Source organism: Pseudomonas sp. 21, from assembly GCF_000955805.1.
In the GTDB taxonomy this organism is placed as follows: domain Bacteria; phylum Pseudomonadota; class Gammaproteobacteria; order Pseudomonadales; family Pseudomonadaceae; genus Pseudomonas.
Map to the genome: position 1 here is coordinate 565,573 of NZ_JYOA01000003.1, position 26,520 is coordinate 592,092.

Consider the following 26,520-nt stretch of genomic DNA (forward strand, 5'->3'; position numbering starts at 1 on the left):
TCGCGCCCATGGGGCGCTCCTACAGGGGCGCCGGGCCAAAGAAAAGCCCCTTCTCACTCCCGCAAGAAGGGGCCTGCGCCGGGCGGCGAAAGATCAGGCGGTCAGGCGAAGGCCTGCAGCGCGCCCATCTTTCCGCGGCAGTAAATCATCGGGGTGATCTGCTGGTCCGGCACGATCAGGTTCTTCACCGCACCGACCAGGATGGCGTGGTCACCGCCTTCGTATTCGCGCCACAGCTCGCACTCGATGATGGCGGTGGCATTTTCCAGCAGCGGGTTGCCGCGCTCGCTCAGGGTCCACTCGATGCCCTGGGCCTTGTCCTTGCCTTTGCTGGCGAAGGCGTAGGCCTCGCCTTTCTGGTCGGCGGACAGCAGGTGGATGGCGAAGTGCTTGCGGCGGATCAGCACCGGGTAGGAATCGGAGCTGTAGTTGGGGCAGAACAGCACCAGCGCCGGGTCCATCGACAGGGAGCTGAAGGCGCTCGCGGTGAGGCCGACCACCTGGCCATCGTCGTCCATCGTGGTGATGACGGTGACGCCGGACGGGAAGGAGCCCATGACTTGTTTGTAGGCAGCGTGGTCGATCATTGCGAGTACCTGTCTGGTGAGCCGGCCATCGGGGGTGGTCGTTTCGTCTGATGGTATACCGTAATACTTCTAAAGCAAGTCCTTTCTTTTCCCGATGGATGGCCGGAGCGATCCCGGTCGTCAGCTGGAGGCTGCGTAATACGTGGCTTTCGCCGATAAGCCGAGTCTCCGGCAGAGAGGCCGGTGGCGGCCATTCGACCAACGGTTACGTAGAAAACTCTTGCTTGGTATTTGGAATACCATAATATTTCTGCCGTCACCGTAGCGCCGTTTCTGCCCGATCCAGGGCGCCGGATGACCCGACCTTACAAAGACAATAAGCAAGGCAAAAACGATGTCCGATACTCCGCTGATCGAGAACCATACCGTCGATTACGTGCCGCCGGCCGAGCGTCATGGCCGCCCCCGCGACCTGTTCACGCTGTGGTTCAGCACCAACATCGCACCGCTGCCGGTGGTCACTGGCGCAATGGCGGTCCAGGTATTCCATCTCGACCTGCTCTGGGGGTTGATCGCCATTGTCCTGGGCCACATGTTCGGCGGCGTGTTCCTCGCCCTGGCCTCGGCGCAGGGCCCGCAGATGGGCATCCCGCAGATGGTCCAGAGCCGGGGCCAGTTCGGCCGTTACGGCGCCTTGCTGATCGTGTTCTTCACCGCGCTGATCTACATCGGCTTCTTCATTTCCAACATCGTCCTGGCCGGTAAGTCGATCCAGGGCCTGGTGCCGGCGACGCCGACGCCTGTGGCGATCATCCTCGGCGCCCTCAGCGCCACGGCCATCGGCGTGATCGGCTACCGCTTCATCCATACCCTCAACCGCATCGGCACCTGGGTGATGGGCGGCGCGCTGCTGCTGGGCTTCGTCATCATGCTGGGCGGCGACCTGCCGGCGAACTTCCTCTCCCGCGGCGCCTTCAACCTGTCCGGCTTCCTGGCCACCCTGTGCCTGGGCATCATCTGGCAGATCAGCTTCGCGCCCTACACCTCGGACTACTCGCGCTACCTGCCGGCCAGCGTCGGCATCGGCAAGCCGTTCCTGGCCACCTTCGCCGGCGCGGTGGCGGGTACCAGCCTGTCGTTCAGCTTCGGCGCTGTCGCCGTTCTGGCCACCCCGGAAGGCACCGATGCGATGGTCGCGGTCAAGCAGGCCACCGGTCTGTTCGGCCCGGTGCTGATGCTGCTGTTCCTGCTCAACATCATCAGCCATAACGCGCTGAACCTTTATGGCGCGGTGCTCTCCATCGTCACCTCGATCCAGACCTTCGCCGGCAACTGGACGCCCAGCGTGCGAGTGCGTGTGGTGCTGTCCTCGGTGGTGCTGGCGGGCAGCTGCCTGATGGCGCTGGGCGCCTCGGCCAATTTCATCTCGCAGTTCATCGGCCTGATCCTGGCGATGCTGATCGTGCTGGTGCCCTGGGCCTCGATCAACCTGATCGACTTCTACCTGATCAAGCGTGGCCGCTACGACATCCACTCGATCTTCCGCCGTGATGGCGGCGTGTACGGGCGCTTCAACCCGCATGCGATCGTGGCGTACTTCATCGGCATCATCGTGCAACTGCCGTTCGCCAACACGTCGTTGTTCGTCGGTCCGTACGCCAACTACATCGACGGGGTGGACCTGTCCTGGCTGGTCGGCCTGCTGGTGACCGTTCCGCTGTACTACTGCCTGGCCACCCGCGGCCAGGCCCGCGAAGTTGGCCAGCCGGTGGCGCTGGGGATCGCGGAGTAAGGTTTTCGACCTGGGTTTTACACTCTCTGCCCCGCCGGGTTTCGGCGGGGCTTTTTTTTGCCTGTGCGGCGCAGAGCATTAGCTTGTAGTTGCTTGGGAAATGGAGTTCCCGCGCCGCTGATGTGTGTGCCGAGAGAGCAGGTTTCGCCCCCTCGGGCGAGTCCCTTTTGTCAAACGTCGGATAGCCGCCCTCACAAAAGGAACCAAAAAGTCTTGCCCCGGACATCCGGTTTTTCGCTTAGGCGAAAAATGCCCTCGTTGAAGCGAAGTTTCAGGGGCCCGCGCTGACGGGCCATCCTTGGCCCGACAGCGCTCTCGCGGCATCCATGCCGCTCAACCCCTGAAACTCCGCTTCAACGAGGCCTCCTGAACGGGGCGTTCGGAGTACGCGGGTCTTTCTCTGGAAGTCATCAAAGGAGCCAGAGCTGTGGGGCGCCCATAGCAGGAGCGAGCTTGCTCGCGAATCGCATGGCACAGCTCGCTGTAGGAGCGGGCCATGCCCGCGATCCGTCGCCAGGGCCGACGGCTCCTGTCCGGGTCTTACCCTTCGAATCCCTCGACGATGACGATATCCGCCTTCGCCACGCCCTGCCGGTGCGCGCAGGCCTCCTGGTATTCCGCCGAGCGGTAGCAGGCCACCGCCTGCTCATAGGAATCGAACTCGATCACCACGCTACGCTGAGGGGTAGGGCGCCCCTCCAGTGCCTCGGAGCGTCCGCCGCGGGCGAGGAACCTGCCGCCATACCTGGCGAAAGCCGCCGGCGCGCGCCGGGTGTATTCGCCGTATTGCTCCGGGTCGGTGATGTCGACGTGAGCGATCCAGTAAGCCTTCATGTTCACCTCTGCTTGCTGCGGTTTCGGATAAGAAATGTATTATGGTATACCAGATTTTTTCATCCACGATCCAGCCGGGTACCGCACCATGCCGTTCGACCGCATCGAAGACATCATCGAAGACTACCGCCAGGGCAAGATGGTGCTCCTGGTCGACGACGAAGACCGTGAAAACGAAGGCGACCTGCTGCTCGCCGCCGAGCGCTGCACGCCCGAGGCGATCAACTTCATGGCCCGCGAGGCGCGCGGGCTGATCTGCCTGACGCTGACCGACGAGCACTGCGCCCGCCTGGGCCTGGAGCAGATGGTGCCGGCCAACGGCAGTGCCTATTCCACTGCCTTCACCGTGTCCATCGAGGCGGCCACCGGGGTGTCCACCGGCATCTCGGCCGCGGATCGCTCGCACACCGTGATCACCGCCGTGAAGCCGGGCGCCCGTGCCGAGGACCTGGTGCAGCCCGGCCACATCTTCCCCCTGCGCGCCCGCGAAGGCGGCGTGCTGACCCGCGCCGGCCACACCGAGGCGGGCTGTGATCTCGCGCGCCTGGCTGGGCTTACGCCCGCCTCGGTGATCGTCGAGGTGATGAACGACGACGGCAGCATGGCCCGCCGGCCGGACCTGGAAGCCTTCGCCAAGCGCCACGGCATCCGCATCGGCACCATCGCCGACCTGATCCACTATCGCCTGAGCAACGAACACACTGTCGCGCGCATCGGCGAGAGCGAACTGCCCACGGTGCACGGCACCTTCCGCCTGGTCACCTACGAGGACCGCATCGAAGGTGGCGTACACATGGCCATGGTCATGGGCGACATCAAGCGTGACGAGCCGACCCTGGTGCGCGTGCATGTGATCGACCCGCTGCGCGACCTGGTCGGCGCTGAGTACACCGGGCCGAAGAACTGGACCCTCTGGGCCGCGCTGCAGAAGGTGGCGGAAGTGGGCCACGGTGTGGTCGTGGTGCTGGCCAACAACGAATCCTCCCAGGCGCTGCTGGCCCGCGTGCCGCAGCTGACGCAGGCGCCGCGGCAGTTCACCCGCTCGCAGTCGCGCATCTATTCGGAGGTCGGCACTGGCGCGCAGATCCTCCAGGACATCGGCGTCGGCAAGATTCGCCACCTCGGTGCGCCGCTGAAGTATGCCGGTCTCACCGGCTACGACCTGGAAGTGGTCGAGACACTGCCCTTCGAAGGTTGATCCGTTCGTCCGCTCGCCGTGCTGGCGTTTCGCCAGAAATTTTCAGCACGGCCGCGGCACCAGAAGAACTCCTTTTCAATCAATTACCTGCGCAACACGAGGAACGACGGGGACTCCACGCAAGCTCCGCCGCGACGATGGCCGGTGTCGCCGAGGACTTGCGGAAAGTTTGGAATACCATAATATGACATTCCGTAGGCCTTATCTTTTCTGCCCGTCAGCGTGCCACTCCATCGGAACCTGACGACGCTACGGCCACCTGCTCCAGACAGGCGATCCACGAAGGTCGCCGTGAACAATCACAACAACGAGGGCAAGCAAGATGGTGTTCAAGAAACGTGCAGTCGCGGTCCTGGCCGCAGCATTCCTCGGCGCAACCGGCACCGCTGCCTTCGGCGCCGACAGCCTCAGCTTCGTCAGCTGGGGTGGCACCACCCAGGATGCGCAGAAGCAGGCCTGGGCCGAACCCTTCAGCCAGGCCACCGGTATCCCCGTGGTGCAGGACGGCCCCACCGACTACGGCAAGCTCAAGGCCATGGTGGAAAGCGGCAACGTCCAGTGGGACGTGGTCGACGTCGAGGCCGACTTCGCCCTGCGCGCCGCCGCCGAAGGGCTGCTGGAGCCCCTGGACTTCAACACCATCAAGCGCGACCGCATCGACCCGCGTTTCGTCTCCGACCACGGCGTCGGCTCGTTCTACTTCTCCTTCGTCCTGGGCTACAACCAGGGCAAGGTCGGCGGCAAGCAGCCGCAGGACTGGACCGCGCTGTTCGACACCGCCACCTACCCGGGCAAGCGTGCGCTGTACAAATGGCCGAGCCCCGGCGTACTGGAACTGGCCCTGCTGGCCGACGGCGTGGCCAAGGACAAGCTTTACCCGCTGGACCTGGACCGCGCCTTCAAGAAGCTCGACACCATCAAGAAGGACATCGTCTGGTGGGGTGGCGGCGCGCAGTCGCAGCAACTGCTGGCCTCCGGCGAAGCGACCCTCGGCCAGTTCTGGAACGGCCGCATCTACGCCCTGCAGCAGGACGGCGCGCCGGTGGGCGTGAGCTGGAAGCAGAACCTGGTCATGGCCGATTTCCTCGTGGTGCCCAAGGGCGCCAAGAACAAGGACGCGGCGATGAAGTTCCTGGCCAACTCCAGCAGTGCCAAGGGCCAGGCGGATTTCGCCAACCTCACCGCCTACGCCCCGGTGAACCTGGACAGCGTCGGCCAGCTCAAGCCTGACCTGGCGCCGAACCTGCCCACCGCCTACGCGCAGGAACAGATCACCCTCGACTACGCCTACTGGGCGAAGAACGGCCCGGCGATCGCCGCACGGTGGAACGAATGGCTGGTCAAGTGAAAATGGCTGTGATGCAGCCGGGCCAGGCCGCCGGAGGCGCACCCCGCGCCGCCGGCTCGCAGGCCCCGAAGGCAGAACCCATGCGACAGGATGAAATGCTCACCCACCGCTGGCGCGGCTTCCGCAACCTGCTGCCGGCGCTGCTGTTCCTCGGCCTGTTCTTCCTCGCCCCGCTGATCGGGCTGCTTCTGCGCGGTGTGCTGGAACCGACCCCGGGCCTGGACAACTACGCCCAGCTGTTCGCCAACTCGGCTTACTCGCGGGTGCTGTTCAACACCTTCGCGGTCGGCGCGCTGGTCACCGTGATCAGCCTGCTGCTGGGCTTCCCGCTGGCCTGGGCGATCACCCTGGTGCCGCGCGGCTGGGGACGCATGCTGCTGAACATCGTGCTGCTGTCGATGTGGACCAGCCTGCTGGCGCGTACCTACTCCTGGCTGGTGCTGCTGCAGGCCTCGGGGGTGATCAACAAGACCCTGATGGCGCTGGGCATCATCGACCAGCCGCTGGAGCTGGTGCACAACCTCACCGGCGTGGTGATCGGCATGAGCTACATCATGATCCCGTTCATCGTGTTGCCGCTGCAGGCGACCATGGCGGCCATCGACCCGATGGTGCTGCAGGCCGGCTCGATCTGCGGCGCCAGCCCCTGGACCAACTTCTTCCGGGTGTTCATCCCGCTATGCCGGCCAGGGTTGTTCTCCGGCGGCCTGATGGTCTTCGTCATGTCCCTGGGCTACTACGTCACCCCGGCGCTGCTGGGCGGGGCGCAGAACATGATGCTGCCGGAGTTCATCGTCCAGCAGGTGCAATCCTTCCTCAACTGGGGCCTGGCCAGCGCCGCCGCCGCGCTGCTGATCGCCATCACCCTGGTGCTGTTCTACCTCTACCTGAAGCTGCAGCCGGAGTCCCCGGTGGCTTCCAGTAGCGCGAGGTAAGCCATGCTGCTCTCACCCAATGCCATGAGCCGGCGCATGCGTGTCGGCCTCTACCTCACGACCGGCACCATCGCGGCCTTCCTGCTGCTACCCATCGTGTTCATCGTGCTGCTGTCCTTCGGCTCCTCCCAGTGGCTGGTGTTCCCGCCGCCGGGCTGGACGCTGAAGTGGTACGGCCAGTTCTTCTCCAACCCCGAATGGATGAGCGCCGCGCTGGCCAGCCTGAAAGTGGCGATCCTCACCACGATCTGCTCCGTCGCCCTGGGCCTGCCCACCGCGTTCGCCCTGGTGCGCGGCAAGTTCCCCGGCCGCGAGCTGCTCTACGGGCTGTTCACCCTGCCGATGATCGTGCCGCTGGTGATCATCGCGGTGGCGGTCTACGCGCTGTTCCTCAAGCTCGGCTACACCGGCACGCTGTTCTCCTTCGTGGTCAGCCATGTGATCGTCGCGCTGCCGTTCACCATCATCTCGATCATCAACTCGCTGAAGCTGTTCGACCAGTCCATCGAGGACGCCGCGGTGATCTGCGGCGCATCGCGCCTGCAGGCGGTGATGAAGGTGACCTTCCCGGCGATCCGCCCCGGCATGGTCGCCGGCGCGCTGTTCGCCTTCCTGGTCTCCTGGGATGAGGTGGTGCTGAGCGTGATGATGGCCAGCCCGACCCTGCAGACCCTGCCCGTGAAAATGTGGACCACCCTGCGCCAGGACCTGACCCCGGTGATCGCCGTCGCCTCGACGCTGCTGATCGGCCTGTCCGTGCTGGTAATGGTGATCGCCGCCGCCCTGCGCCGGCGCAACGAAATCCGCGCCTGAGCGCCGAGGTAAATGCCATGAGTGCCGTGATCCAAGAATCCCGCGAGCAGAAGACCCTGGTCAGCCTGCGCAACCTGAACAAGTTCTATGGCGACTTCACCGCCGTGGACAACATTTCCCTCGACATCCAGGACGGCGAATTCCTCACCTTCCTGGGCTCCAGCGGCTCGGGCAAGAGCACCACGCTGTCCATGCTGGCCGGCTTCGAGACGCCCAGCAGCGGCGAGATCCTGGTCGGAGGCCAGTCGCTGGTGAACGTGCCGCCGCACAAGCGCGATATCGGCATGGTGTTCCAGCGCTACTCGCTGTTCCCGCACCTGTCGGTGCGCGACAACATCGGTTTCCCGCTGGACATCCGCAAGCAGAAGGGCGCCGAGCGTGACCGTCGTGTCGACGCCATGCTCAAGCTGGTGCAGCTGGACAAGTTCGCCCACCGCCGCCCGGCGCAGCTCTCCGGCGGCCAGCAGCAGCGCGTCGCCATCGCCCGCGCGCTGGTCTACGAACCGCGCATCCTGCTGATGGACGAGCCCCTCGGCGCGCTGGACAAGAAACTGCGCGAAGACCTGCAGGACGAGCTGCGTCACCTGCACCGTCGCCTGGGCATCACCATCGTCTACGTCACCCATGACCAGGAAGAAGCCATGCGCCTGTCCCAGCGCATCGCCATCTTCAGCCACGGCAAGATCGTCGGCCTGGGCAGTGGCTACAACCTCTACCAGAACCCGCCGAATGCCTTCGTGGCCTCCTTCCTCGGCAACTCCAACTTCCTCCGCGCCCGTGCCCACGGCAACGCTGCGGCGGAGTTCGAAGGCCGAGCGCTGGCCATCCGCCCGACCGCGCACCTGCGCGAAGGCCAGGACATCCTGCTGATGGTGCGCCCGGAGAAGGCCCAGGTGCTGAGCCCGACCCAGGCCGCCGCCACGCCGCTGGCCGCGGGTTGGAACGAGATTCCGGCGAAGGTGGCCGAGACCGTGTTCCTCGGCGAGAGCCTGACCTGCAGTGTGGTCACCGCCAGCGGCGCTCAGCTGACCCTCAAGGAGCTCTCCGGCAACACTCAGCCGCTGGCCCCCGGCAGCGAAGTCCGCGTGCGCTGGGCCGCCGCCGATGCCTGCGTGTACGACCAGTGGAACGAGAGCGACCTGACCAAGGGCGCGCACTGATCTGATTCATCCCTTGAACCCCCGGTCTCCCGCGTGGAACCGGGGGATTTTTTGCCTGGCGCTTTTGCGGGTAACGATGGCGTCCGGATTGACCGCCGGCCCTGCCGACGGATCGCGTGCATGGCACGCTCCTACAAGTTGGCGTTGAAGCTTTTGTAGGAGCGGGCCACGCCCGCGAACCGCGCGGGTGCGCGCGGTCAGCTTCCGGATGCTGTTCCAGCAGGAGCGAATAGCCAGACGCTTCATCCGTTTTGGCGGGAGTTATGACATTCGGAGCAACCCCGGCCCTGCCGACGGATCGCGTGCATGGCACGCTCCTTCAGGTTGGCGTTGAAGCTTTTGTAGGAGCGGGCCATGCCCGCGAACCGCGCGGGTGCGCGCGGTCAGCTTCCGGATGCTGTTCCAGCAGGAGTGAATAGCCAGGCGCTTCACCCGTTTTGGCGGGAGTTATGACACTCGGAGCAACCACCGGCCCTGCCGACGGATCGCGTGCACGCACGCTCCTACAGGTTGGCGTTGAAGCTTTTGTAGGAGCGGGCCACGCCCGCGAACCGCGCGGGTGCGCGCGGTTAGATCCAGATGGCGTTCCAGAAGGGATAATCGCCCACTCGCGTTGCCAGTCCCGCACGAAGCGGGTTCGCCACCAGATACCGAGCCGCCTTGCGCAGATCATCTTCATGACGCAGGGCCCGATCATGGAAACCTGCTGTCCATAATGCGCCGCGCCTGCCCGTCGCTCGGTTGGCCAGGCGTGCGCTGGCAGACTTGAGGCGGTTCACCGTGGCTTCCAGGTTGGGCTCAGTCCCAAGTTGGAGAAGCCAGTGCGCATGATCAGGCATCAGCACCCAGGCCAGCATGCTGCAGCCGTGCAGCAGCGCTCGATCTTCGAAGCAACGAGCCGCCGCGCAGCCGGCCGCGAAGTGAGTGAAGATCGGTTGGCGTCGCAGCGTCGTGGTGGTGATCAGATAGATGGCGTGGGGCAGGGCGACACGACCTTTGCGCAACGCAACGCGGCCGGGAGAGGTAAGGGCCATGGTCGATCCTCTTTGTGAGTGGATCGACTATCAAGTTCACTGCTGCTCTCGACGAGAGGAAATACCCGGAAGCCATCCGGTTGATTCGGTGTCCCCTGTAGGAGCGGGCCATGCCCGCGACCGCGCGAATACGCGCGGTCAACCCCGGATGGCATTCCAGACAGGGAATCGCCAACGCGCTTACCCGTTTTGGCGGGGCACAGCGTCTGGATCAACCGCCGGCCCTGCCGACGGATCGCGTGCATGGCACGCTCCTACATGGAAGCGTTGAGCTAGCGGATGAAGTGCACCTTCCCGGTGTCGTCATTGCCCATGTAGATGCCATACACGCCGGCCTGGCGTTCCTCGATGTAGCGCTCGAGGATCTGTCGGATCGCCGGGTAGTAGATGCAGTCCCAGGGGATCTCCTCCGGCGCGAAGAACTTCACCTGCAGCGTCTCGGGGCCGTGCTCGCCGGTTTCCTCGATCACGCTGGCGCGGAAGATGATGTAGACCTCGCTGATGATCGGCACGCTGAAGATGGAGTAGGGCGAGACGATGTCGGCGCGCACACCGGTTTCTTCCCAGACTTCGCGCAGGGCCGCCTGCTCGGTAGTCTCGCCGTTCTCCATGAAGCCGGCCGGCAGCGTCCAGGTGCCGGGGCGCGGCGGGATGCCGCGCTGGCAGAGCAGGTACTTGCCGTCGCGCTCGATGATGCAGCCGGCAATGACCTTGGGGTTCTCGTAGTGGATGTAGCCGCAGCCCGCGCAGGTGAGGCGCTCATGGGTGTCCCCCGGCGGGCACTGGCGGCTGAGGCCGCCACTGCCGCAAGCGGGGCAGAAGCGCGGGGCGGGCATGGCGTCAGCGGCCTATGCGCGGCTCTTTGAGCGCGATGGGGGTGGCGATGTCGCGCACGCTGCCGGCGCCATCCTGCTTGGAGCGCAGGTAGTCCAGGGCGACCTTGGCGGCGGCGCGCACGTGATCGACCGAGGCCTGGTGAGCCGCGACCGGGTCGCCGCTCTTGATCGCCTCGACCATGCGTTCCATCTCCTGGTTGCTGGCGGCGCGGCGGTTCTCCTGGGACACGGAGGTGGCCCGCAGGTAGCTGATGCGTGCCTGCAGCTGGCGCAACTGGGTGGCGGCGGTGCGGTTGCCCGAGCCTTCGAGCAGCACGTCGTAGAAGCCCTGTACCGATTCGATCACCTGCTGCAGCTCGCCGTCCTCCAGCGCCTGGCGGTTTTCTTCCAGCGCACGCTCCAGGTTGCGGATGTCGCGGGCCTTGGCGTTGAGGGTGAAGAGCTGGACGATCAGGCCTTCGAGCACGCAGCGCAGCTCGTAGATGTCGACCGCGTCTTCCAGGGTGATGATGGCAACGCGCGGACCCTTGGCATCGGCGAACTCCACCAGGCCCTCGGACTCCAGGTGGCGCAGCGCCTCGCGCACGGAGGTGCGGCTGACGCCCAGGCGATCGCACAGATCGCGCTCCACCAGGCGGTCGCCCGGCAGCAGCTGGAAGTTGAGGATGGCGCCGCGCAGCTTGTCGAGGACGATTTCGCGCAGGGTGACGGGGTTGCGATTGACCTTGAAGCTATCGTCGAGTGGCAAGCGTTTCATGGGGTCCGCTCTGTGTTCTGGCTGTCCATAGGAAGAACGATGGAGCACCCTTGAGTGCTCCATCGTCAAGTCGGGCCAGCAATCAACCACGTTCCTCGGCGTCGGCCTCGGCGAAGGCTTCGCGGGCGAGGCGGAAACTGTCCACCGCCGCGGGAACCCCGCAATAGATGCCGACCTGCAGGAGGATCTCGCGGATCTGCTCGCGGGATAACCCGTTACGCAGAGCACCGCGCACGTGCAGCTTGAGTTCGTGGGGGCGGTTGAGTGCCGAAATCATCGCCAAGTTTATCATGCTGCGTTCCTTGAGCGATAAGCCGTCCCGGCCCCAGACGTGGCCCCAGCAGTACTCGGTGACCATCTCCTGGAGCGGGCGGGTGAAGTCGTCGGCGTTCTGGATCGACTTGTTCACGTAGGCCTCGCCCAGCACCTGGGTGCGGATGGCCAGGCCCTTTTCGTATTTCTCGTTGCTCATCTCATGCTCCTCGCTTTCCCTGTAGGAGCGGGCCATGCGCGCGATCGCGGGNNNGGCCCGCTCCTACAAGGTGCAATCCCGTCCGCCGGCGGGGGCGGATAAATAAAAAAGGCCGCTGCCGAGGGTGATGGCGAGCGGCCCTGGAAAGCTTCAGCCGGCTATCTCGGGCAGCGCGCCGAGCTTGCCGCGGTGGTAGACCATTGGGGTGACCTCCTGCTCCGGCAGGATCAGGTTCTTCACCGCGCCGACGATGATCGCGTGGTCGCCGCCGTCGTATTCGCGCCACAGCTCGCATTCGATGATCGCGGTGGCCTTGGTCAGCAGCGGGTTGCCCAGCTCGCTCAGGCGCCACTCGATGCCCTTGGCCTTCTCCTTGCCCTTCTTGGCGAAGGCGTAGGCCTCCGCCTGCTGGTCGGAGCACAGCAGGTGGATGGCGAACTGCTTGCTGTCCCGCAGGATCGGGTAGGTGTCCGAGCCGTAGTTGGGGCAGAACAGCACCAGCGCCGGGTCGATGGACAGCGCGCTGAACGCGCTGGCGGTGATGCCGACGATCTCGCCATCGGCATCCAGGGTGGTGACCACGGTGACGCCGGACGGGAAGGAGCCCATCACTTCTTTGTAGATGCCAGGTTCGATCATCTCGTCGCTCCTCTCAGCGCATCACGAAGGGATCGGGCATGGGCGCCTGCGAGAGGTTGATCCACACCGTCTTCAGCTCGGTGTAGGCCAGCACCGAATCGATGCCGCTCTCGCGGCCGTAGCCGCTGTTGTGGAAACCGCCGATGGGCGCCATGGCGGACACCGCGCGGTAGGTGTTGACCCAGATGATCCCGCTGCGAATGCCCCGGGCCATGCGGTGGGCGCGACCCAGGTCGCGGGTCCAGATGCCGGCGGCGAGGCCGAACTGGGAGTCGTTGGCCATCGCCAGCGCTTCGGCCTCGTCCTTGAAACGAATGACCGAGGCGACGGGACCGAAGACTTCTTCCTGCATGATCTTCATCGAGTGGCTGTCGCACTCGAACAGGGTCGGCTCGTAGAACCAGCCCTCGGAGTCGATCGACGGACGCTTGCCCCCCAGGCGCAGGCGGGCGCCTTCGGCGAGGGCGTCGGCGACCAGGCCTTCGACCACGGCGAGCTGCTGAGCGGTGGCCATGGGGCCCATCTCGCTCTGCTCGTCCTGCGGGTTGCCGATGCGGATGCGCTGGGCGCGCTCCACCAGGCGGGCGACGAACTCGTCGTAGATCTCGTCCTGTACCAGCAGGCGCGAGCCGGCGACGCAGCTCTGCCCGGAGGCGGCGTAGATGCCGGCCACGGCGCCGTTGATGGCGCTGTCCAGGTCGGCGTCGGCGAAGATGATGTTGGGCGACTTGCCGCCCAGTTCCAGCGACAGCTTGGCGAAGTTCTCCGCGCTGCTGCGCACCACGTGGCGCGCGGTGGCGGCGCCGCCGGTGAAGGCGATCTTGCGCACCAGTGGGTGGCGGGTCAGCGCCGCGCCGGTGCTCGGGCCGAAGCCGGTGACCACGTTGACCACGCCGGCCGGGAAGCCCGCCTCGGTGGCCAGGCGGGCCAGCTCCAGAATGGTCGCCGAGGCGTGTTCCGACGGCTTGAGGACGATGGTGTTGCCGGCGGCGAGGGCCGGGGCCAGCTTGATCGCGGTCAGGTACAGCGGGCTGTTCCACGGGATGATCCCGGCGACCACGCCCAGCGGTTCGTGCACGGTGTAGGCGAACAGGTCGGGCTTATCCAGCGGCAGGGTCCCGCCTTCGAGCTTGTCGGCAAGGCCGGCCGTGTAATGGAAGAACTCCGGCAGGTAGCCGACCTGGCCGCGGGTCTCGCGGATCAGCTTGCCGTTGTCGCGGCTTTCCAGCTGCGCCAGGTGTTCCTTGTTCTCGGCGATCAGGTCGCCCAGGCGACGCAGCAGCTTGCCCCGCGCGGTGGCGGTGAGGCCGCGCCACGCCGGGTCGTGGAAGGCTCGTTGTGCCGCTTGTACGGCGCGCTCGACATCGGCTTCGTCGGCATCGGGCAGCTCGGCCCAGGCTTGCGCACGGGCGGGGTCGAGGCTCTCGAAGGTCTTGCCGGAGACGGCGTCGACCCACTGGCCATCGATGAACATCTGGAAGCGTGCGAGGGTCATGCGACATTCCCCTGTACGTGATTCTTGGAAACCTGCGCCTGTTGCAGGAAGTCGAGCAGCATCTGGTTGACCAGCCGCGGCGACTCCACCGGCATCATGTGGCGCTGCTCGTCGAGCACCGTCACCCTGGCACCCGGAATGCGTTCGGCCAGTTCCGTGGCCATCTTCGGCGTCGAGCCCGGGTCCAGCTCGCCGGTGGCGACCAGGGTCGGCACCTTGATGCTGCCCAGGTCGTCGACCCGGTACATGTCCTGCGTGGCGAACAGCGTGTAAGTAGTCAGATAGCCCTGCGGATCGTTGCTGGCAAGGGTCTGGCGGATCGCGGCGATCTGCGCCGGGTTGGCGGCCTGGTACTCGCGGCTGAACCAGCGCGACAGGGCGGCCTCGGCGTTGGCGTCCGGGCCGTGCTCGGCGGCCTGGCGGGTCCGCTCGATCACGCCGGCGCGCTGTTCGGCGCTGCGGTTGAACACGCTGTTCAATACCACAAGGCCGTCCAGGCGCTCGGGGTAGTGCAGGGCGAAGGCCCGCGCCACCAGACCGCCCATGGAGAAACCGATGACCATCGCGCTGGTCACGCCCAGGTGGTCGAGCAGCTCGCGCAACTGGTCGGCATAACCGACCAGCCCACAGTCCGGCTGCGGCAGCTGACTCGCGCCATGGCCCAGCATGTCATAGGCGATGACCTGGAAATGCGGGGCCAGACCGACGATCTGGCCGCCCCACATTTCCTTGTTCAGGCCGACGCCGTGGATCAGTACCACGGGGTGGCCCTGGCCGGTCGCCAGGTAACTGGTGCCGGCCGGTGTGCGTTCAGCGGTGAGCCGAATCATGGAGCGCTCCTGCACGGTGTGGATCACTGAGCCTGTTCGGCGGCCAGTTCTTCCAGGTCGATGTAACGGTTGCCGATGCGCGGGTGCAGACGGCCACCGTCGGCGGCGCCCAGGACCACGACGATCTCGTCGGCACGCGGGGCGTCTTCGATCTGCATTTCCAGGGTGATGTAGTGCGAACGCAGGCCTTCGTCGTCCTTGTGCATCATCGGGATCTGGATCGAGGTGCCGGGGCCGCCGCGCTTGTTGGTGAAGCTCAGGTAGCTCTTGGCGTCGACCGCCTTGCGGTAGTGGTTGCCGAAACGCAGGGTGTGGATGACCGCGGAAGCGTGCTCGATCTCGCCATCGGCGCCGACCACGGCGGCCTTGCCGTAGGCCTGGATCTTGTCAGCGCCACCGATGGCGGCAGTCAGGCGCTCGACCATCAGCGCGCCCAGCTCGGAGCAGTGGGCCTTGATCTCGGGCTTGAGGTCTTCGACGAAGCCGCGACCGGCCCACGGGTTCTTGATCACCACGGCCAGGCCGACCATGGTCACCGGCGTGTCGGTGGCCTTGCCGGCTTCGATGAAGGTCTGCTCGCTGTAGGTGACGATCTTGCGAATCTCGAAACTCATGGGTCGCTCCAGTTGTGACTTCGGCTGGGTGGGGGAAGGGATTCGGTATCATGGTATACCATAATACAGTTTGCGCAAGGCGTATTTGCCGTCGGGCCGGAGCGCCCGGAGCCAGCAGTGGCGGGGGGTGTGTGGGAGTGCGGGGAGGACAGGCGACAGGCGGTCGCGGGGAAAAACCGTCGTTTCGGCGGCTTCGGTAGCGCGGTATCCTTGCTGCCATCAGCCGGCGCGCTTGGCGCCGGAGCCTTGTTGGAGAGTCTTCGAGCATGAAACAGGAAATCGCCACCGTGACCGTCAGCGCCGAGCACTGGGGGCGCGAGGCCGAAGCGGTGGATAACGCCCGCGTGACGGTGACCCTCAGCGCGCCGGAGGAGGGTGTGATCGAGGTCAGTTTCAAGGGCCAGCTGGACGCGCCGGAGGAGCCGACCCACGTCTGTGTGACGCTGGAGAACGGGCTTTCCTATTACGGTGAGATCCAGGGCGGCGAGGCGAGCGAGGAGGGTGGGTCGATTCGCTTCGAGGGCGAGTTGATCGATCTGGAAGGGTTCTGAGCCCTTCGTCTACCCGCTCAGCGCGGACGCTCGGCTCATTGTAGGAGCGGGCCATGCCCGCGATCCGTCGGCAGGGGCGACGTCTGTGTCGACTCCTACAATGCAGGTTCTTGCTGCTTCTGCGTGGGATTATTCTGCGTCGCTTCGGCGTGCGCGCCGACCTCTGGTTTCGCCCCCTCGGGCGAGTCCCTTTTGTCAAACGTCGGATAGCCGCCCTCACAAAAGGAACCAAAAAGTCTTGCCCCGGACATCCGGTTTTTCGCTTAGGCGAAAAATTCTCTCCTGAACGGGGCGGCTCGGAGTGCGCGGATGTTTCGCTGGAAATCTTTTTAGCACCAACTCCAGTTCCAAGGCTGCAGTGACCGAATACTTGTTGCGTTATCCGAGCACTCAATAAAAAACCGGCCCCCTGGGCCGGTTTTTCATTGCCTGTGCATAACCTTCACTGCTGCTGCGGGACCATTCCCTCGATGCGCTTGGCGAAGGCATTGGCCAGCGGGCCATCGGCGAGCAGCAGCAGGTAGTCGTGCTCGGACTTGGCCGCCGGGGCGATCTGGTATTTCAGGGTGCCCGAGGCCACCTGGCCGACCACCGGTACGGTCAGGGTGCCGACGCACTCCAGCACGCCGCTGTCCGGGTCCTTGTCGATGATGGCCACGTCCTTCAACTCGGCCTTGCTCAGCGCGTCGGACTGGGCGGAAAGTGCGCCGGACAGGAAGATCTTCACCAGCTGGTTCTTCACGTCGTCCGAGCCGCAGACCTTGGCCTCGTTGCCTCCGCAGGCGCTCAGCAGCGCGGCGGCGGCCAGGACGGCCGACAATTTCAATACGTTCATCTATCCACCCTGTGGCGTTCCATGATGGCCATTGGATAGGAAAAGGCAGGAAAAATTCCCTGCCGCACCATCCCGTTTCGCTACCCAGTTGGCGAAACGGGAGAGGGACTGCCGGTCTTCAGACCACGAAGCGCGCCACCATCCCGTTCAGGTCCACGGCCAGGCGCGACAGTTCCTGGCTCGCCGCGCTGGTCTGGGTGGCGCCGGCCGAGGTCTGGGTTGCCAGGTCGCGGATGTTCAGCAGGTTGCGGTCCACCTCGCGGGCGACCTGGGCCTGTTCCTCGGTGGCGCTGGCGATCACCAGGTTGCGCTCGTTGATCAGCGACATGCGCTCCAGGATCACCTGCAACGAGGCGCCTGCCTCGCCGGTGCGGCTGACGGTGCGCTCGGCGTGGGCGGTGCTGCTGAGCAGGGCGGCGACGGTGCGATCGCTGCCGTTCTGGATGGCCGACACCAGCTCCTCGATCTCGCGGGTCGAGCTCTGGGTGCGTTGGGCCAGCGAGCGCACCTCGTCGGCGACCACTGCGAAGCCGCGGCCGGCCTCGCCGGCGCGAGCGGCTTCGATGGCCGCGTTGAGCGCCAGCAGGTTGGTCTGCTCGGCGACGCTGCGGATCACCTCCAGCACCTTGCCGATGTCCTGCGCCTGGTTCGCCAGCGCTTCTGCCTGCTGCGACGCCTGGCCTACTTCGCCGGCCAGGGTGCCGATGGCGTTGGAGGTTTCGTCCACCCGCTCGCTGCCGCTGCGGGCGGCGTCGATGGCCTCGCGGGAGGCGGCGGAAGTGGACGCCGCGTTGCTGGCCACTTCTTCCACTGCGCTGGTCATCTGGTTGACGGCGGTGGCGGCCATTTCGATCTGGTCGCTCTGCTGCTGCAGCGCGCGGCTGCTTTCCTCCATCACGCTATGCATCTCCTCGGCGGCGGAAGCCAGCTGGCTGGCCGAGTTGCCGATGCCGCGAATGGTCTCGCGCAGGCTGTTCTGCATGTCCGCCAGGGCATTGAGCAACTGCGCCGGCTCGTCACGACCCTCGACCGTGAAGCGCTGGCTGAGGTCGCCACTGGCGATGGTCCGGGCCACGCGCACCGCCTGGTTGAGTGGCACGACGATGCTGCGGGTGAGTTGCCAGGCGAGCAGCAGGGTCAGGCCGACGCTCAGCAACAGCACCGTGCCGACCACCAGCCGGCCACCCTGGTATTGCTCCACTGCGCGGTCGGCGGCAGCGGCGGCACCGTTGCGGTTGAGGTCGATCAGGGCGGTCAGGCGCTTGTTCAGCTCCGCGCCCTGCTGGGCGATGTTGCCGTTGAGGATGTGCAGCGCGCCTTCGTTGTCATCCTGGCGGATCTTCTCCAGCAACTGGTCGACGTACCCGAGGTAGCCGTCCAGCGCCTGGCGCAGCTCATCGGTGCGCTGTTGCTCCTCGGCGCTGAGGATCAGTCGGCGGTAGTCGGCGAGCACCTTGTCCTTGTCCTGCCGCGCCTCGGCGATCAGGCCCAGGCTGCGCTCGCGGGCGGCGCTGTCGTGGTTGACCAGCAGGCGCATGGATTCCAGGCGGATGCGGGCGATGTCGCCCGACAGCTGGTTCATCTGGTTGATGCTCAGCAGCCAGTTGCTGTCGATTTCTTCGGAAGCGCCGCGCAGGGTCGAGAGCTTGTACAGCGAGAACAGCCCAAGGAACACCAGGAGCAGGCCCATGACGGCGAAACCCAGGGACGCGCGGCGGCCAATTGTCATGCTTCTGAACATCGTGAATTTCCCTTTTCTTCATCCATTGTGTTGGGGCCTGTGGCCCTGCCATGCACGGTGATGGCGCAGTGATATTACTGGGCGCCATTTTTTCGCAGCAGTGGCAAAACAGGACTAGCAGACGAAAAACCTGTCCGCTTTGGGGAGGGGATCATTCAGACGAGCGTGATCCAGGCCAGCACGGCGTAGCGCCCGACCTTGGCGACGGTGACCAGCAGCAGGAAGCGCCACAAGGGTTCGCGCATGACGCCGGCGATCAGCGTCAGCGGGTCGCCAATCACCGGCGCCCAGCTCAGCAGCAACGACCAACTGCCGAAGCGCCGGTAGTGGCGCTGGGCTTTTGCCAGCGCCGCATCGCTCACCGGAAACCAGCGGCTGCCGTGCCAGCGCTCTATTCCACGCCCTAGCAACCAGTTCACCAGGGAACCGAGCACGTTGCCCAGGCTCGCCGCCAGCAGCAGCGACCACAGGGGGTACTGACCGCCCAGCAGCAGGCCGACCAGCACGGCCTCCGATTGCAGCGGCAGCAGGGTGGCGGCGACGAAGGCGGAGAGGAAGAGACCGGCGTGGGCGGCGAGGGCTAGGCTGAACATCGGCTGAGGGGGAAAGGCAACAGTGGGCGGTCAGAATGACAGGAACCGTCGTACTAAAAATTTGGAATAAAGAGACGAGCTTCGGGCGTCTCCAGATACTATATGTCCTATCTTGCTGAGGACTTGGTAGGAATTTACATTCGCGCGATGCTGCGCCCGAATGAAATGTCCGTCGGCATGCCACACATCTTCTGGGGAACGCTGTGAAGAACTGGACTCTACGCCAACGCATCCTGGCCAGCTTTGCCGTCGTCATCGCGATCATGCTGTTGATGGTGGTGATTTCCTACACCCGCCTGCTGCGCGTCGAGGCCAGCACCAAACGGGTCAATGAAGATGCCATGCCTGGCACCTATGCCCTGACCCAGGTGCGTTCGACCTGGACCGACAGCATCCTGATGACCCAGGTGCTGGTCGGCCTCTCCGATGGCCAGACGCTGGACGAGAAGCATCGCCAGGAGTTCAGCGCCAACCACGACACCCTGCTGGAGCGCATCGGCCAGTACGAGCGCACGGTAAGCGATCCGCGCGACAAGGAGATGCTCGGCCACTTCAAGCAGCAGGTCAGCCAGTACGATGCCCTGCTTGCCCAGGTGCTGCAGCTGTCTTCCACCGACAGGGAAGGGGCACGCAAGCTGCTGCTGGATCGCCTGGAGCCGCTGTGGGAAGACGGTCGCAAGACGCTCACCCAGCTCATCACCCTGAACAAGGAAATTGCCGATGCGGCAGCGTCGACCATCGTCGATGAGGTCGCCACCGCCAAGGCGATCATGCTCATCTCGCTGCTGCTGGCCATCGCCGCCGCAGCGGTGTGCGGGCTGCTGCTGATGCGCGCCATCACCGAACCGGTGCGCCAGGTAGTAAAAGGCCTGCAAGTGATGGGCAGCGGTGACTTCACCACGCGCCTGGCCATGGAGCGCAACGACGAATTCGCGGTGATCGAGACCGGCTTCAACGGCATGGCCGAGGAGCTCAAGGGCCTGGTATCGCAGGCGCAGCGCTCGGCCATCCAGGTGACCACCTCGGTGACCGAGATCGCCGCCACCTCCAAGCAGCAACAGGCCACCGCCACCGAAACCGCCGCCACCACCACCGAGATCGGCGCCACCTCGCGGGAAATCGCCGCTACCTCCCGCGACCTGGTGCGCACCATGACCGAGGTGTCCTCGGCCGCCGAGCAGACTTCCACCCTGGCCGGCTCCGGCCAGCTCGGCCTGGCGCGCATGGAAGAGACCATGCACCACGTGATGGGCGCCGCCGAGCTGGTCAACGCCAAGCTGGCGATCCTCAACGAGCGCGCCGGCAACATCAACCAGGTGGTCACCACCATCGTCAAGGTGGCCGACCAGACCAACCTGTTGTCGCTCAACGCCGCCATCGAGGCAGAGAAGGCCGGCGAGTACGGCCGCGGCTTCGCCGTGGTCGCCACCGAGGTGCGCCGCCTGGCCGACCAGACTGCCGTGGCCACCTACGACATCGAGCAGATGGTCCGCGAGATCCAGTCCGCCGTGTCCGCCGGCGTGATGGGCATGGACAAGTTCTCCGAGGAAGTGCGGCGCGGCATTTCCGAAGTCGGCCAGGTCGGCGAGCAGCTCTCGCAGATCATCCAGCAAGTGCAGGCGCTGGCGCCGCGCGTGCAGATGGTCAACGAAGGCATGCAGGCCCAGGCCACCGGCGCCGAGCAGATCAACCAGGCGCTGGTGCAGCTCGGCGAGGCCACCGGGCAGACGGTGGAATCCCTGCGCCAGGCCAGCTTCGCCATCGACGAGCTGAACCTCGTGGCCAACGGACTGCGCAATGGCGTCTCCCGCTTCAAGGTCTGACACCGCCGCGGCGGGCAGGCTGTACCTGCAGTTCCGCCTGGGTGCGGACCGCTATGCGCTGGACGTCCACGACGTCATCGAGGTGCTGCCCGTGCCGGCGCTCAAGCGTGTGCCGGAAGCGCCGGCCTGGGTTGCCGGGCTGTTCCCTCACCGTGGCGAGCTGCTGCCGGTGCTGGACATGAGCCAGCTGGCCTTCGGGCACAGCGCGCCGCGCCGTACCAGCACGCGCCTGGTGCTGGTGCGTTACCGCGCCGCAGACGAGGGCCCGGAGCAGCGGCTCGGGCTGATCCTCGAACAGGCCACCCACACCCTGCGCCGCGATCCCGGGGCGTTCCGCGACTACCCGCTGGACAACGGCAACGCCCGCTACCTCGGCCCCGTGCTGGAGGATGAGCAAGGCCTGCTGCAGCGGGTGGGCGTCGATCAACTGCTCAGCGACGAAGCTCGCGCGCGCCTGCTCTGCGATTCAGGGGGCGCGCCGGCATGACCGATCCGCGCTTCGCCCAGTTGCTCAAGGAACGCATCGGCCTGGATGCCGAGTCGGTCGGCGACGCCGTGATCGAGCGCGCCGTGCGCCAGCGCTGCAACAAGGTCAGCGGCGGCAACGCCGAGCATTATTGGATGCTGCTGCAAGGCTCCGCCGAGGAAGTGCAGGCGCTGATCGAGGCGGTGATAGTCCCGGAAACCTGGTTCTTCCGTTACCCCGAATCCTTCGGCGCGCTGGGGGACCTCGCCTCCCGTCGCGTGCTGGAACTGGCCGGCACCCGGCCGCTGCGTATCCTCAGCCTGCCGTGCTCCACCGGCGAGGAACCGTACTCCATCGTCATGGCCCTGCTGGACGCGGGACTCGCGCCGGCCGCCTTCCAGGTCGAAGCGCTGGACGTCAGTCGCGCGGTGCTGGAGCGGGCGGAGGAGGGGCGCTACGGGCGCAACTCATTCCGTGGCTCTGACCTGGCATTCCGCGACCGTTATTTCAGCGCCGACGGCAACGACTACCAACTGGCCGAGGCGGTGCGGCGCAAGGTCCGCTTCCGTGTCGGCAACCTGCTCGCAGCGGGCCTGCTGGCCGGCGAAGCGCCCTATGACTACGTGTTCTGCCGTAACCTGCTGATCTATTTCGACCGCCCGACCCAGGAGCAGGTGGTGGACGTGCTGCGCCGGCTGGCGCGGCCCGACGGTGTGCTGTTCATCGGCCCGGCCGAGGCCAGCCTGATGTCGCGTATCGGCCTGCGTCCGCTGGGTGTGCCGCAGTCCTTCGCCTTCCCATTGCAGGATGCCGAGCCGGCGCCTCGCGCGGCGCCGTTGAACTGGACGGCGCCCCCGCCGATTCCCCGCCCGGCTCCGCCCAAGCCCGCGCCGGCACGCCCGCGGCTGATAGCCAGGCCTGAGCAAACGCTGGCCGCGCCCGCCGATGACGCGCTGGCGGAGATCGCCCGGCTGGCCAATTCCGGCCAGGCCGATTCGGCGCGCCAGCGCTGCGAGGCGCTGTTGGCCAGTCAGGGGCCGAACGCTGAAGCCTTCTACTGGCTCGGCCTGCTGGCCGACGCCCAGGGGCAGGGCAGCGAAGCCCAGGCGTACTACCGCAAGGCCCTGTATCTGAAACCCGATCACCAGGAAAGCCTGCAACACCTGGCCGCGCTGCTTGCGGCCCAGGGGGATGCAGCCGGCGCCCGCCGTTTGCAGGAGCGCGCCGCGCGAGGAGTGAAGCGCAATGGTTGAACGCAACTCTTCATCCATCGGCAGCTCCGTCTTCGACAGTGACCTGCCGACGGTGGACGATTGCTGGAACCGCATCGGCGTGCGCGGCGACCGCAGCTGCCCGAAGCTGGCCGAGTACATCCATTGCCGCAATTGCCCGGTGCACGCCGCCGCTGCCATCAGCTTGCTGGACCGCTACGCGCTGGGCAGCGAGGACGCGGAACTGGCTCCTGTCGAAGCCGCCGAAGCGGCAGTCGAGGAAGGCCGCCCGCACCTGATCTTCCGCCTGGGCGAGGAATGGCTGGGCTTGCCCACCCGCGCCCTGGCCGAGGTCGCTCCGGCCTGCGTGGTGCATTCCCTGCCGCACCAGCGCTCGCCTGCGCTGCTGGGCGTGGCCAACGTGCGCGGCACGCTGGTGGCGTGCATTTCCCTGGGCGAACTGCTCGGCCTCGATAGCCGCGCGGCCGCCCGTGATGAGGCCCGCATCGTGCCGCGCATGCTGATCCTCGCGGCGGTCGGCGGGCCGATCATCTCGCCGGTGGACGAAGTCGACGGCATCCATGAGCTGGACGAGCACGCCATTGTCGAAGCCTTGTCCCAGAGCCACGCCGCCAACGATCGGTTCACCCGTGGGGTGATGCAGTGGCGCCAACGCAGCATTCGCCTGCTCGACCAGGAAGCCCTGCTCGACGCCGCCACCCGGAGCCTTGCATGACCCCGGACCAGATGAAGGACGCGTCGATGCTGGAGCTGTTCCGCCTGGAGGCGGAAGCCCAGACGCAGGTGCTGGTGCACGGGCTGATGGCGCTGGAGCGCAACCCGACCCAGGCCGATCAGCTCGAAGCCTGCATGCGCGCCGCGCACTCGCTCAAGGGCGCCGCGCGCATCGTCGGCCTCGATGCCGGCGTGCAGGTCGCCCACGTGATGGAGGACTGCCTGGTCGGCGCCCAGGAGGGCCGCCTGCTGCTGACCTCCGGGCATATCGACGCGCTGCTGGCCGGCACCGATATCCTCCTGCACATCGCCGACGCCCAGCCCGAGCGCGCCGAACAGGCCCAGCAGGGCGTGCCGGCCATGGTCGAGCGCCTGCAGGCGCTGGTGTCCGGAAAGACCCCGGCGCAGCCGGCTCCGCCTGCTCCAGCGCCCACTGAACCCGCTCCGGTAGCTGGAGAAGCGCCCGCGCCGGCTCCCGCCGTTCCCGCTGAGCGGCCACAGCGTCGTCGTTCCAGCGACAGCGATGAAGCGGGCGAGCGCGTGCTGCGGGTGACCGCCGAGCGTCTGAACCAGCTGCTCGACTACTCCAGCAAGTCGCTGGTGGAGTCCCAGCGCCTGAAGCCGCTGCTCGATTCGCTGCAGCGCCTCAAGCGCATCCAGGCCAGCGCCAGCCGTGTCCTCGACGGCGCCCGCGATGCCGCCAGCACGGCCAACCTCGACGCCGAGGCGCAGGCCTATCTGGCCGACGCGCGGCGACTGGTCGGTGAGTGCCAGCAACTGCTCAGCGAGCAGATCGCCGAGCTGGACGAATTCAGTTTCAAGGCCGGCCAGCGCGCCCAGTCGCTCTACGACACCGCGCTGTCCTGCCGAATGCGGCCGTTCTCCGACGTGCTCTCCGGGCAGGCGCGGATGGTCCGCGACCTCGGCCGCTCGCTGGGCAAGACCGTGCGCCTGGACATCCAGGGCGCCACCACCCAGGTCGACCGCGACGTGCTGGAGAAGCTCGAAGCACCGCTCACCCACCTGCTGCGCAACGCCGTCGACCACGGTATCGAATCCGCCGAAGTGCGCGCCCGTAACGGCAAGCCGGAGGAGGGGAGGATCCAGCTGCTGGCCCGCCATCACGCCGGCATGCTGGTGCTGGAGCTGCAGGATGACGGCGGCGGCGTCGATCTCGACCGCCTGCGCTCGGCCATCGTGCGCCGCCAGCTGTCCACCGAGGAAACCGTGGCGCGCCTCACCGAGGAGGAGCTGCTGAGCTTCCTGTTCCTGCCCGGCTTCAGCATGCGCGAGCAGGTCACCGAGGTGTCCGGCCGTGGTGTTGGCCTGGACGCCGTGCAGCACATGGTGCGCCAGCTGCGCGGCGGCATCCGCATGGAACAGGTCAGCGGGCAGGGTGCGCGTTTCCACCTGGAAGTGCCGCTGACGCTGTCCGTGGTGCGCAGCCTGGTCGTCAGCATCGGCGGTGAGGCCTACGCCTTCCCGCTGGCGCACATCGAGCGCATGCGCCGCCTGGCGCCGGACGAGATCGTCCAACTGGAAGGCCGCCAGCAGTTCTGGCACGAGGGCCGGCATGTCGGCCTGGTGTCCGCCAGCCAGCTGTTGCAGCGGCCCGACGGCGAAGCCACGCCGGACGAGATTCCGGTGGTGGTGATCCGCGATCGGGAAAGCGCCTACGGCGTGGCGGTGGAGAAATTCATCGGCGAGCGCACCCTGGTGGTGGTGCCGCTGGATGCCCGGCTGGGCAAGGTGCAGGACGTCTCCGCCGGCGCGCTGCTGGACGACGGCACGCCGGTGCTGATCCTCGACGTCGAGGACATGCTGCGCTCGGTGGAGAAGCTCCTGGCCACCGGCCGCCTGGAACGCATCGACCCCACCGGCCGCCTCTCCGGTCCGGCGCGCAAGCGCGTGCTGGTGGTGGACGACTCGCTCACCGTGCGCGAGCTGGAGCGCAAGCTGCTGCTCGGGCGCGGCTACGACGTCGCCGTGGCGGTGGATGGCATGGACGGCTGGAATGCGCTGCGCTCGGAGCATTTCGACCTGGTCATCACCGATATCGACATGCCGCGCATGGACGGCATCGAACTGGTCACCCTGATCCGCCGCGACACCCGCCTGCAGTCGCTGCCGGTGATGGTGGTGTCCTACAAGGATCGCGAAGAAGACCGGCGGCGCGGGCTCGATGCCGGCGCCGACTATTATCTGGCCAAGGCCAGCTTCCATGACGAGGCCCTGCTGGATGCGGTGGTCGACCTGATCGGAGGAGCCCACGGGTGAAGATAGGGATAGTCAACGACATGCCCCTGGCGGTGGAGGCGATGCGTCGGGCGCTGGCCTTTGAGCCGGCGCACCGCATCGTCTGGGTCGCCGCCAATGGCGCCGAAGCGCTGGAGATGTGCGCGGCGCACAAGCCCGACGTGATCCTCATGGACCTGCTGATGCCGGTGATGGATGGCGTCGAGGCGACGCGCCGGATCATGGCCCAGAGCCCCTGCGCGATCATCGTCGTCACGGTGGACCTGGAGCGCAACATGAGCCGCGTGTTCGACGCCATGGGCAATGGCGCGGTGGACGCGGTGAATACACCGGTGATGGGCGCCGGCGACCCCGCCGAAGCGGCCCGCCCGCTGCTGCGCAAACTGCAGAACCTGGCCTGGCTCAATGCCCCGCGGGACAGCCGGCCAGCCATCAGCGCAGTGCCGGCGCGCAAGGGCAGCGGCGCGCGCAAGCTGGTTGCCATCGGCTCCTCGGCCGGCGGCCCGGCGGCGCTGGCCGATCTGTTCGCCCGCCTGCCGGCGGACTTCCCCGCCGCCATCGTGGTCGTCCAGCACGTCGACGAAGTCTTCGCCGCCGGCATGGCCGAATGGCTCTCGACCCAATCCAGGATTCCCGTGCGCCTGGCGCGCAACGGCGAGCCGCCGCAGCCGGGCTGCGTGCTGCTGGCCGGCACCAACCACCACATCCGCCTGCTCAAGGGCGGCGAGCTGGCCTATACCGCCGAGCCCAGCAGCCACATTTACCGGCCTTCCATCGACGTGTTCTTCGACAGCGTGGTCGAGTACTGGGTCGGCGATGCCGTTGGCGTGCTGCTCACCGGCATGGGCCGGGACGGCGCCGAGGGCCTCAAACACATGCGCGAACGAGGTTACCTGACCCTGGCTCAGGATCAGGAAAGCAGTGCCGTGTACGGCATGCCCAAGGCCGCCGCGGCCATCGGCGCCGCGGTGGAGATTCGCGCACTGGGCGACATCGCCCGACGACTCGCTGAGGTCTGCGCCTGA

Annotated in this window: 26 protein-coding genes; 13 read left to right on the forward strand and 13 right to left on the reverse strand. The window is 66.4% G+C overall.

The annotated features are described in order from the left end of the window. Positions 1 to 101: 101 nt before the first annotated feature. Entirely contained in the window at positions 102 to 587 is a 486-nt protein-coding gene (locus tag UB43_RS08200) for a flavin reductase family protein (protein ID WP_045209928.1), read from the reverse strand. A gap of 334 nt (positions 588 to 921) precedes the next feature. Between UB43_RS08200 and UB43_RS08205 the strand changes: the two genes are divergently transcribed. Then, positions 922 to 2,319: a cytosine permease gene (locus tag UB43_RS08205; RefSeq protein ID WP_045209929.1), complete on the forward strand. Its 1,398-nt coding sequence runs from the start codon at positions 922 to 924 to the stop codon at positions 2,317 to 2,319. A gap of 540 nt (positions 2,320 to 2,859) precedes the next feature. On the opposite strand, the gene UB43_RS08210 is transcribed toward UB43_RS08205, so the two are convergent. Beyond that, a complete protein-coding gene (locus tag UB43_RS08210; RefSeq protein WP_045209930.1) occupies positions 2,860 to 3,153 on the reverse strand; it encodes a DUF1330 domain-containing protein in 294 nt (97 codons plus the stop codon). An 88-nt stretch (positions 3,154 to 3,241) separates the two neighbouring features. Between UB43_RS08210 and ribBA the strand changes: the two genes are divergently transcribed. From ribBA to UB43_RS08235, 5 genes are all read left to right on the forward strand, one after another. Continuing rightward, positions 3,242 to 4,351 carry a bifunctional 3,4-dihydroxy-2-butanone-4-phosphate synthase/GTP cyclohydrolase II gene (gene ribBA / locus UB43_RS08215; protein WP_045209931.1) on the forward strand — a complete coding sequence of 370 codons (1,110 nt, stop codon included), beginning with the start codon at positions 3,242 to 3,244 and terminating at the stop codon, positions 4,349 to 4,351. A gap of 322 nt (positions 4,352 to 4,673) precedes the next feature. Continuing rightward, the gene (locus UB43_RS08220; protein WP_045209932.1) at positions 4,674 to 5,699 is read left to right on the forward strand and encodes a polyamine ABC transporter substrate-binding protein; all 1,026 of its coding nucleotides are present in this window, start codon (positions 4,674 to 4,676) and stop codon (positions 5,697 to 5,699) included. Further along, positions 5,684 to 6,634 carry an ABC transporter permease gene (locus UB43_RS08225; RefSeq protein ID WP_045209933.1) on the forward strand — a complete coding sequence of 317 codons (951 nt, stop codon included), beginning with the start codon at positions 5,684 to 5,686 and terminating at the stop codon, positions 6,632 to 6,634. Before UB43_RS08220 ends, UB43_RS08225 begins: the two co-directional genes overlap by 16 nt. Before the next feature lie 3 nt (positions 6,635 to 6,637). Beyond that, the gene (locus UB43_RS08230) at positions 6,638 to 7,447 is read left to right on the forward strand and encodes an ABC transporter permease (RefSeq protein ID WP_045209934.1); all 810 of its coding nucleotides are present in this window, start codon (positions 6,638 to 6,640) and stop codon (positions 7,445 to 7,447) included. 17 nt (positions 7,448 to 7,464) lie between these two features. Beyond that, positions 7,465 to 8,607, forward strand: coding sequence for an ABC transporter ATP-binding protein (locus UB43_RS08235; RefSeq protein WP_045209935.1), 1,143 nt, complete (start codon positions 7,465 to 7,467; stop codon positions 8,605 to 8,607). A 569-nt stretch (positions 8,608 to 9,176) separates the two neighbouring features. Here the strand turns inward: UB43_RS08235 and UB43_RS08240 are convergent. From UB43_RS08240 to UB43_RS08275, 8 genes are all read right to left on the reverse strand, one after another. Next, positions 9,177 to 9,641, reverse strand: coding sequence for a transposase (locus tag UB43_RS08240; protein WP_045209936.1), 465 nt, complete (start codon positions 9,639 to 9,641; stop codon positions 9,177 to 9,179). 272 nt (positions 9,642 to 9,913) lie between these two features. Continuing rightward, on the reverse strand, positions 9,914 to 10,477 hold the full coding sequence (locus UB43_RS08245; RefSeq protein WP_045209937.1) for an NUDIX hydrolase: 564 nt from the start codon (positions 10,475 to 10,477) through the stop codon (positions 9,914 to 9,916). Between the two features lie 4 nt (positions 10,478 to 10,481). Beyond that, the gene (locus UB43_RS08250) at positions 10,482 to 11,234 is read right to left on the reverse strand and encodes a GntR family transcriptional regulator (protein WP_045209938.1); all 753 of its coding nucleotides are present in this window, start codon (positions 11,232 to 11,234) and stop codon (positions 10,482 to 10,484) included. A gap of 82 nt (positions 11,235 to 11,316) precedes the next feature. Beyond that, positions 11,317 to 11,706, reverse strand: a complete 390-nt coding sequence (locus UB43_RS08255; RefSeq protein ID WP_045209939.1) for a carboxymuconolactone decarboxylase family protein — start codon at positions 11,704 to 11,706, stop codon at positions 11,317 to 11,319. Between the two features lie 150 nt (positions 11,707 to 11,856). Further along, the gene (locus tag UB43_RS08260) at positions 11,857 to 12,345 is read right to left on the reverse strand and encodes a flavin reductase family protein (RefSeq protein WP_045209940.1); all 489 of its coding nucleotides are present in this window, start codon (positions 12,343 to 12,345) and stop codon (positions 11,857 to 11,859) included. A gap of 13 nt (positions 12,346 to 12,358) precedes the next feature. Beyond that, positions 12,359 to 13,840: an aldehyde dehydrogenase gene (locus tag UB43_RS08265; protein WP_045209941.1), complete on the reverse strand. Its 1,482-nt coding sequence runs from the start codon at positions 13,838 to 13,840 to the stop codon at positions 12,359 to 12,361. After that, a complete protein-coding gene (locus tag UB43_RS08270; RefSeq protein ID WP_045209942.1) occupies positions 13,837 to 14,670 on the reverse strand; it encodes an alpha/beta fold hydrolase in 834 nt (277 codons plus the stop codon). The genes UB43_RS08265 and UB43_RS08270 overlap by 4 nt, the downstream gene beginning before the upstream one ends. Before the next feature lie 23 nt (positions 14,671 to 14,693). Next, the gene (locus tag UB43_RS08275) at positions 14,694 to 15,284 is read right to left on the reverse strand and encodes an amino acid synthesis family protein (RefSeq protein WP_045209943.1); all 591 of its coding nucleotides are present in this window, start codon (positions 15,282 to 15,284) and stop codon (positions 14,694 to 14,696) included. 266 nt (positions 15,285 to 15,550) lie between these two features. Between UB43_RS08275 and UB43_RS08280 the strand changes: the two genes are divergently transcribed. Then, complete coding sequence (locus tag UB43_RS08280; protein ID WP_045209944.1) at positions 15,551 to 15,835, forward strand: hypothetical protein; 285 nt, start codon at positions 15,551 to 15,553, stop codon at positions 15,833 to 15,835. Between the two features lie 442 nt (positions 15,836 to 16,277). On the opposite strand, the gene UB43_RS08285 is transcribed toward UB43_RS08280, so the two are convergent. The 3 genes from UB43_RS08285 to UB43_RS08295 all read right to left on the reverse strand — a co-directional run bounded on the left by UB43_RS08285 (position 16,278) and on the right by UB43_RS08295 (position 19,004). Beyond that, a complete protein-coding gene (locus UB43_RS08285) occupies positions 16,278 to 16,670 on the reverse strand; it encodes a hypothetical protein (RefSeq protein WP_045209945.1) in 393 nt (130 codons plus the stop codon). Between the two features lie 118 nt (positions 16,671 to 16,788). After that, entirely contained in the window at positions 16,789 to 18,411 is a 1,623-nt protein-coding gene (locus UB43_RS08290) for a methyl-accepting chemotaxis protein (protein WP_045209947.1), read from the reverse strand. A 155-nt stretch (positions 18,412 to 18,566) separates the two neighbouring features. Further along, positions 18,567 to 19,004, reverse strand: coding sequence for a YqaA family protein (locus UB43_RS08295; protein ID WP_045209948.1), 438 nt, complete (start codon positions 19,002 to 19,004; stop codon positions 18,567 to 18,569). Between the two features lie 203 nt (positions 19,005 to 19,207). On the opposite strand from UB43_RS08295, the gene UB43_RS08300 reads away from it, so the two are divergent. Genes UB43_RS08300 through UB43_RS08325 form a run of 6 tightly spaced genes read left to right on the forward strand, consistent with a single transcriptional unit; the run spans position 19,208 to position 26,520 of the window. Next, positions 19,208 to 20,827, forward strand: coding sequence for a methyl-accepting chemotaxis protein (locus tag UB43_RS08300; protein ID WP_045209949.1), 1,620 nt, complete (start codon positions 19,208 to 19,210; stop codon positions 20,825 to 20,827). Then, a complete protein-coding gene (locus UB43_RS08305) occupies positions 20,802 to 21,314 on the forward strand; it encodes a chemotaxis protein CheW (RefSeq protein WP_045209951.1) in 513 nt (170 codons plus the stop codon). Before UB43_RS08300 ends, UB43_RS08305 begins: the two co-directional genes overlap by 26 nt. After that, complete coding sequence (locus UB43_RS08310) at positions 21,311 to 22,546, forward strand: protein-glutamate O-methyltransferase CheR (protein WP_045209952.1); 1,236 nt, start codon at positions 21,311 to 21,313, stop codon at positions 22,544 to 22,546. Before UB43_RS08305 ends, UB43_RS08310 begins: the two co-directional genes overlap by 4 nt. After that, a complete protein-coding gene (locus UB43_RS08315; RefSeq protein WP_045209953.1) occupies positions 22,539 to 23,240 on the forward strand; it encodes a chemotaxis protein CheW in 702 nt (233 codons plus the stop codon). The genes UB43_RS08310 and UB43_RS08315 overlap by 8 nt, the downstream gene beginning before the upstream one ends. Further along, complete coding sequence (locus UB43_RS08320; protein WP_045209954.1) at positions 23,237 to 25,516, forward strand: hybrid sensor histidine kinase/response regulator; 2,280 nt, start codon at positions 23,237 to 23,239, stop codon at positions 25,514 to 25,516. The genes UB43_RS08315 and UB43_RS08320 overlap by 4 nt, the downstream gene beginning before the upstream one ends. Next, positions 25,513 to 26,520, forward strand: coding sequence for a chemotaxis response regulator protein-glutamate methylesterase (locus UB43_RS08325; RefSeq protein WP_045209955.1), 1,008 nt, complete (start codon positions 25,513 to 25,515; stop codon positions 26,518 to 26,520). Before UB43_RS08320 ends, UB43_RS08325 begins: the two co-directional genes overlap by 4 nt.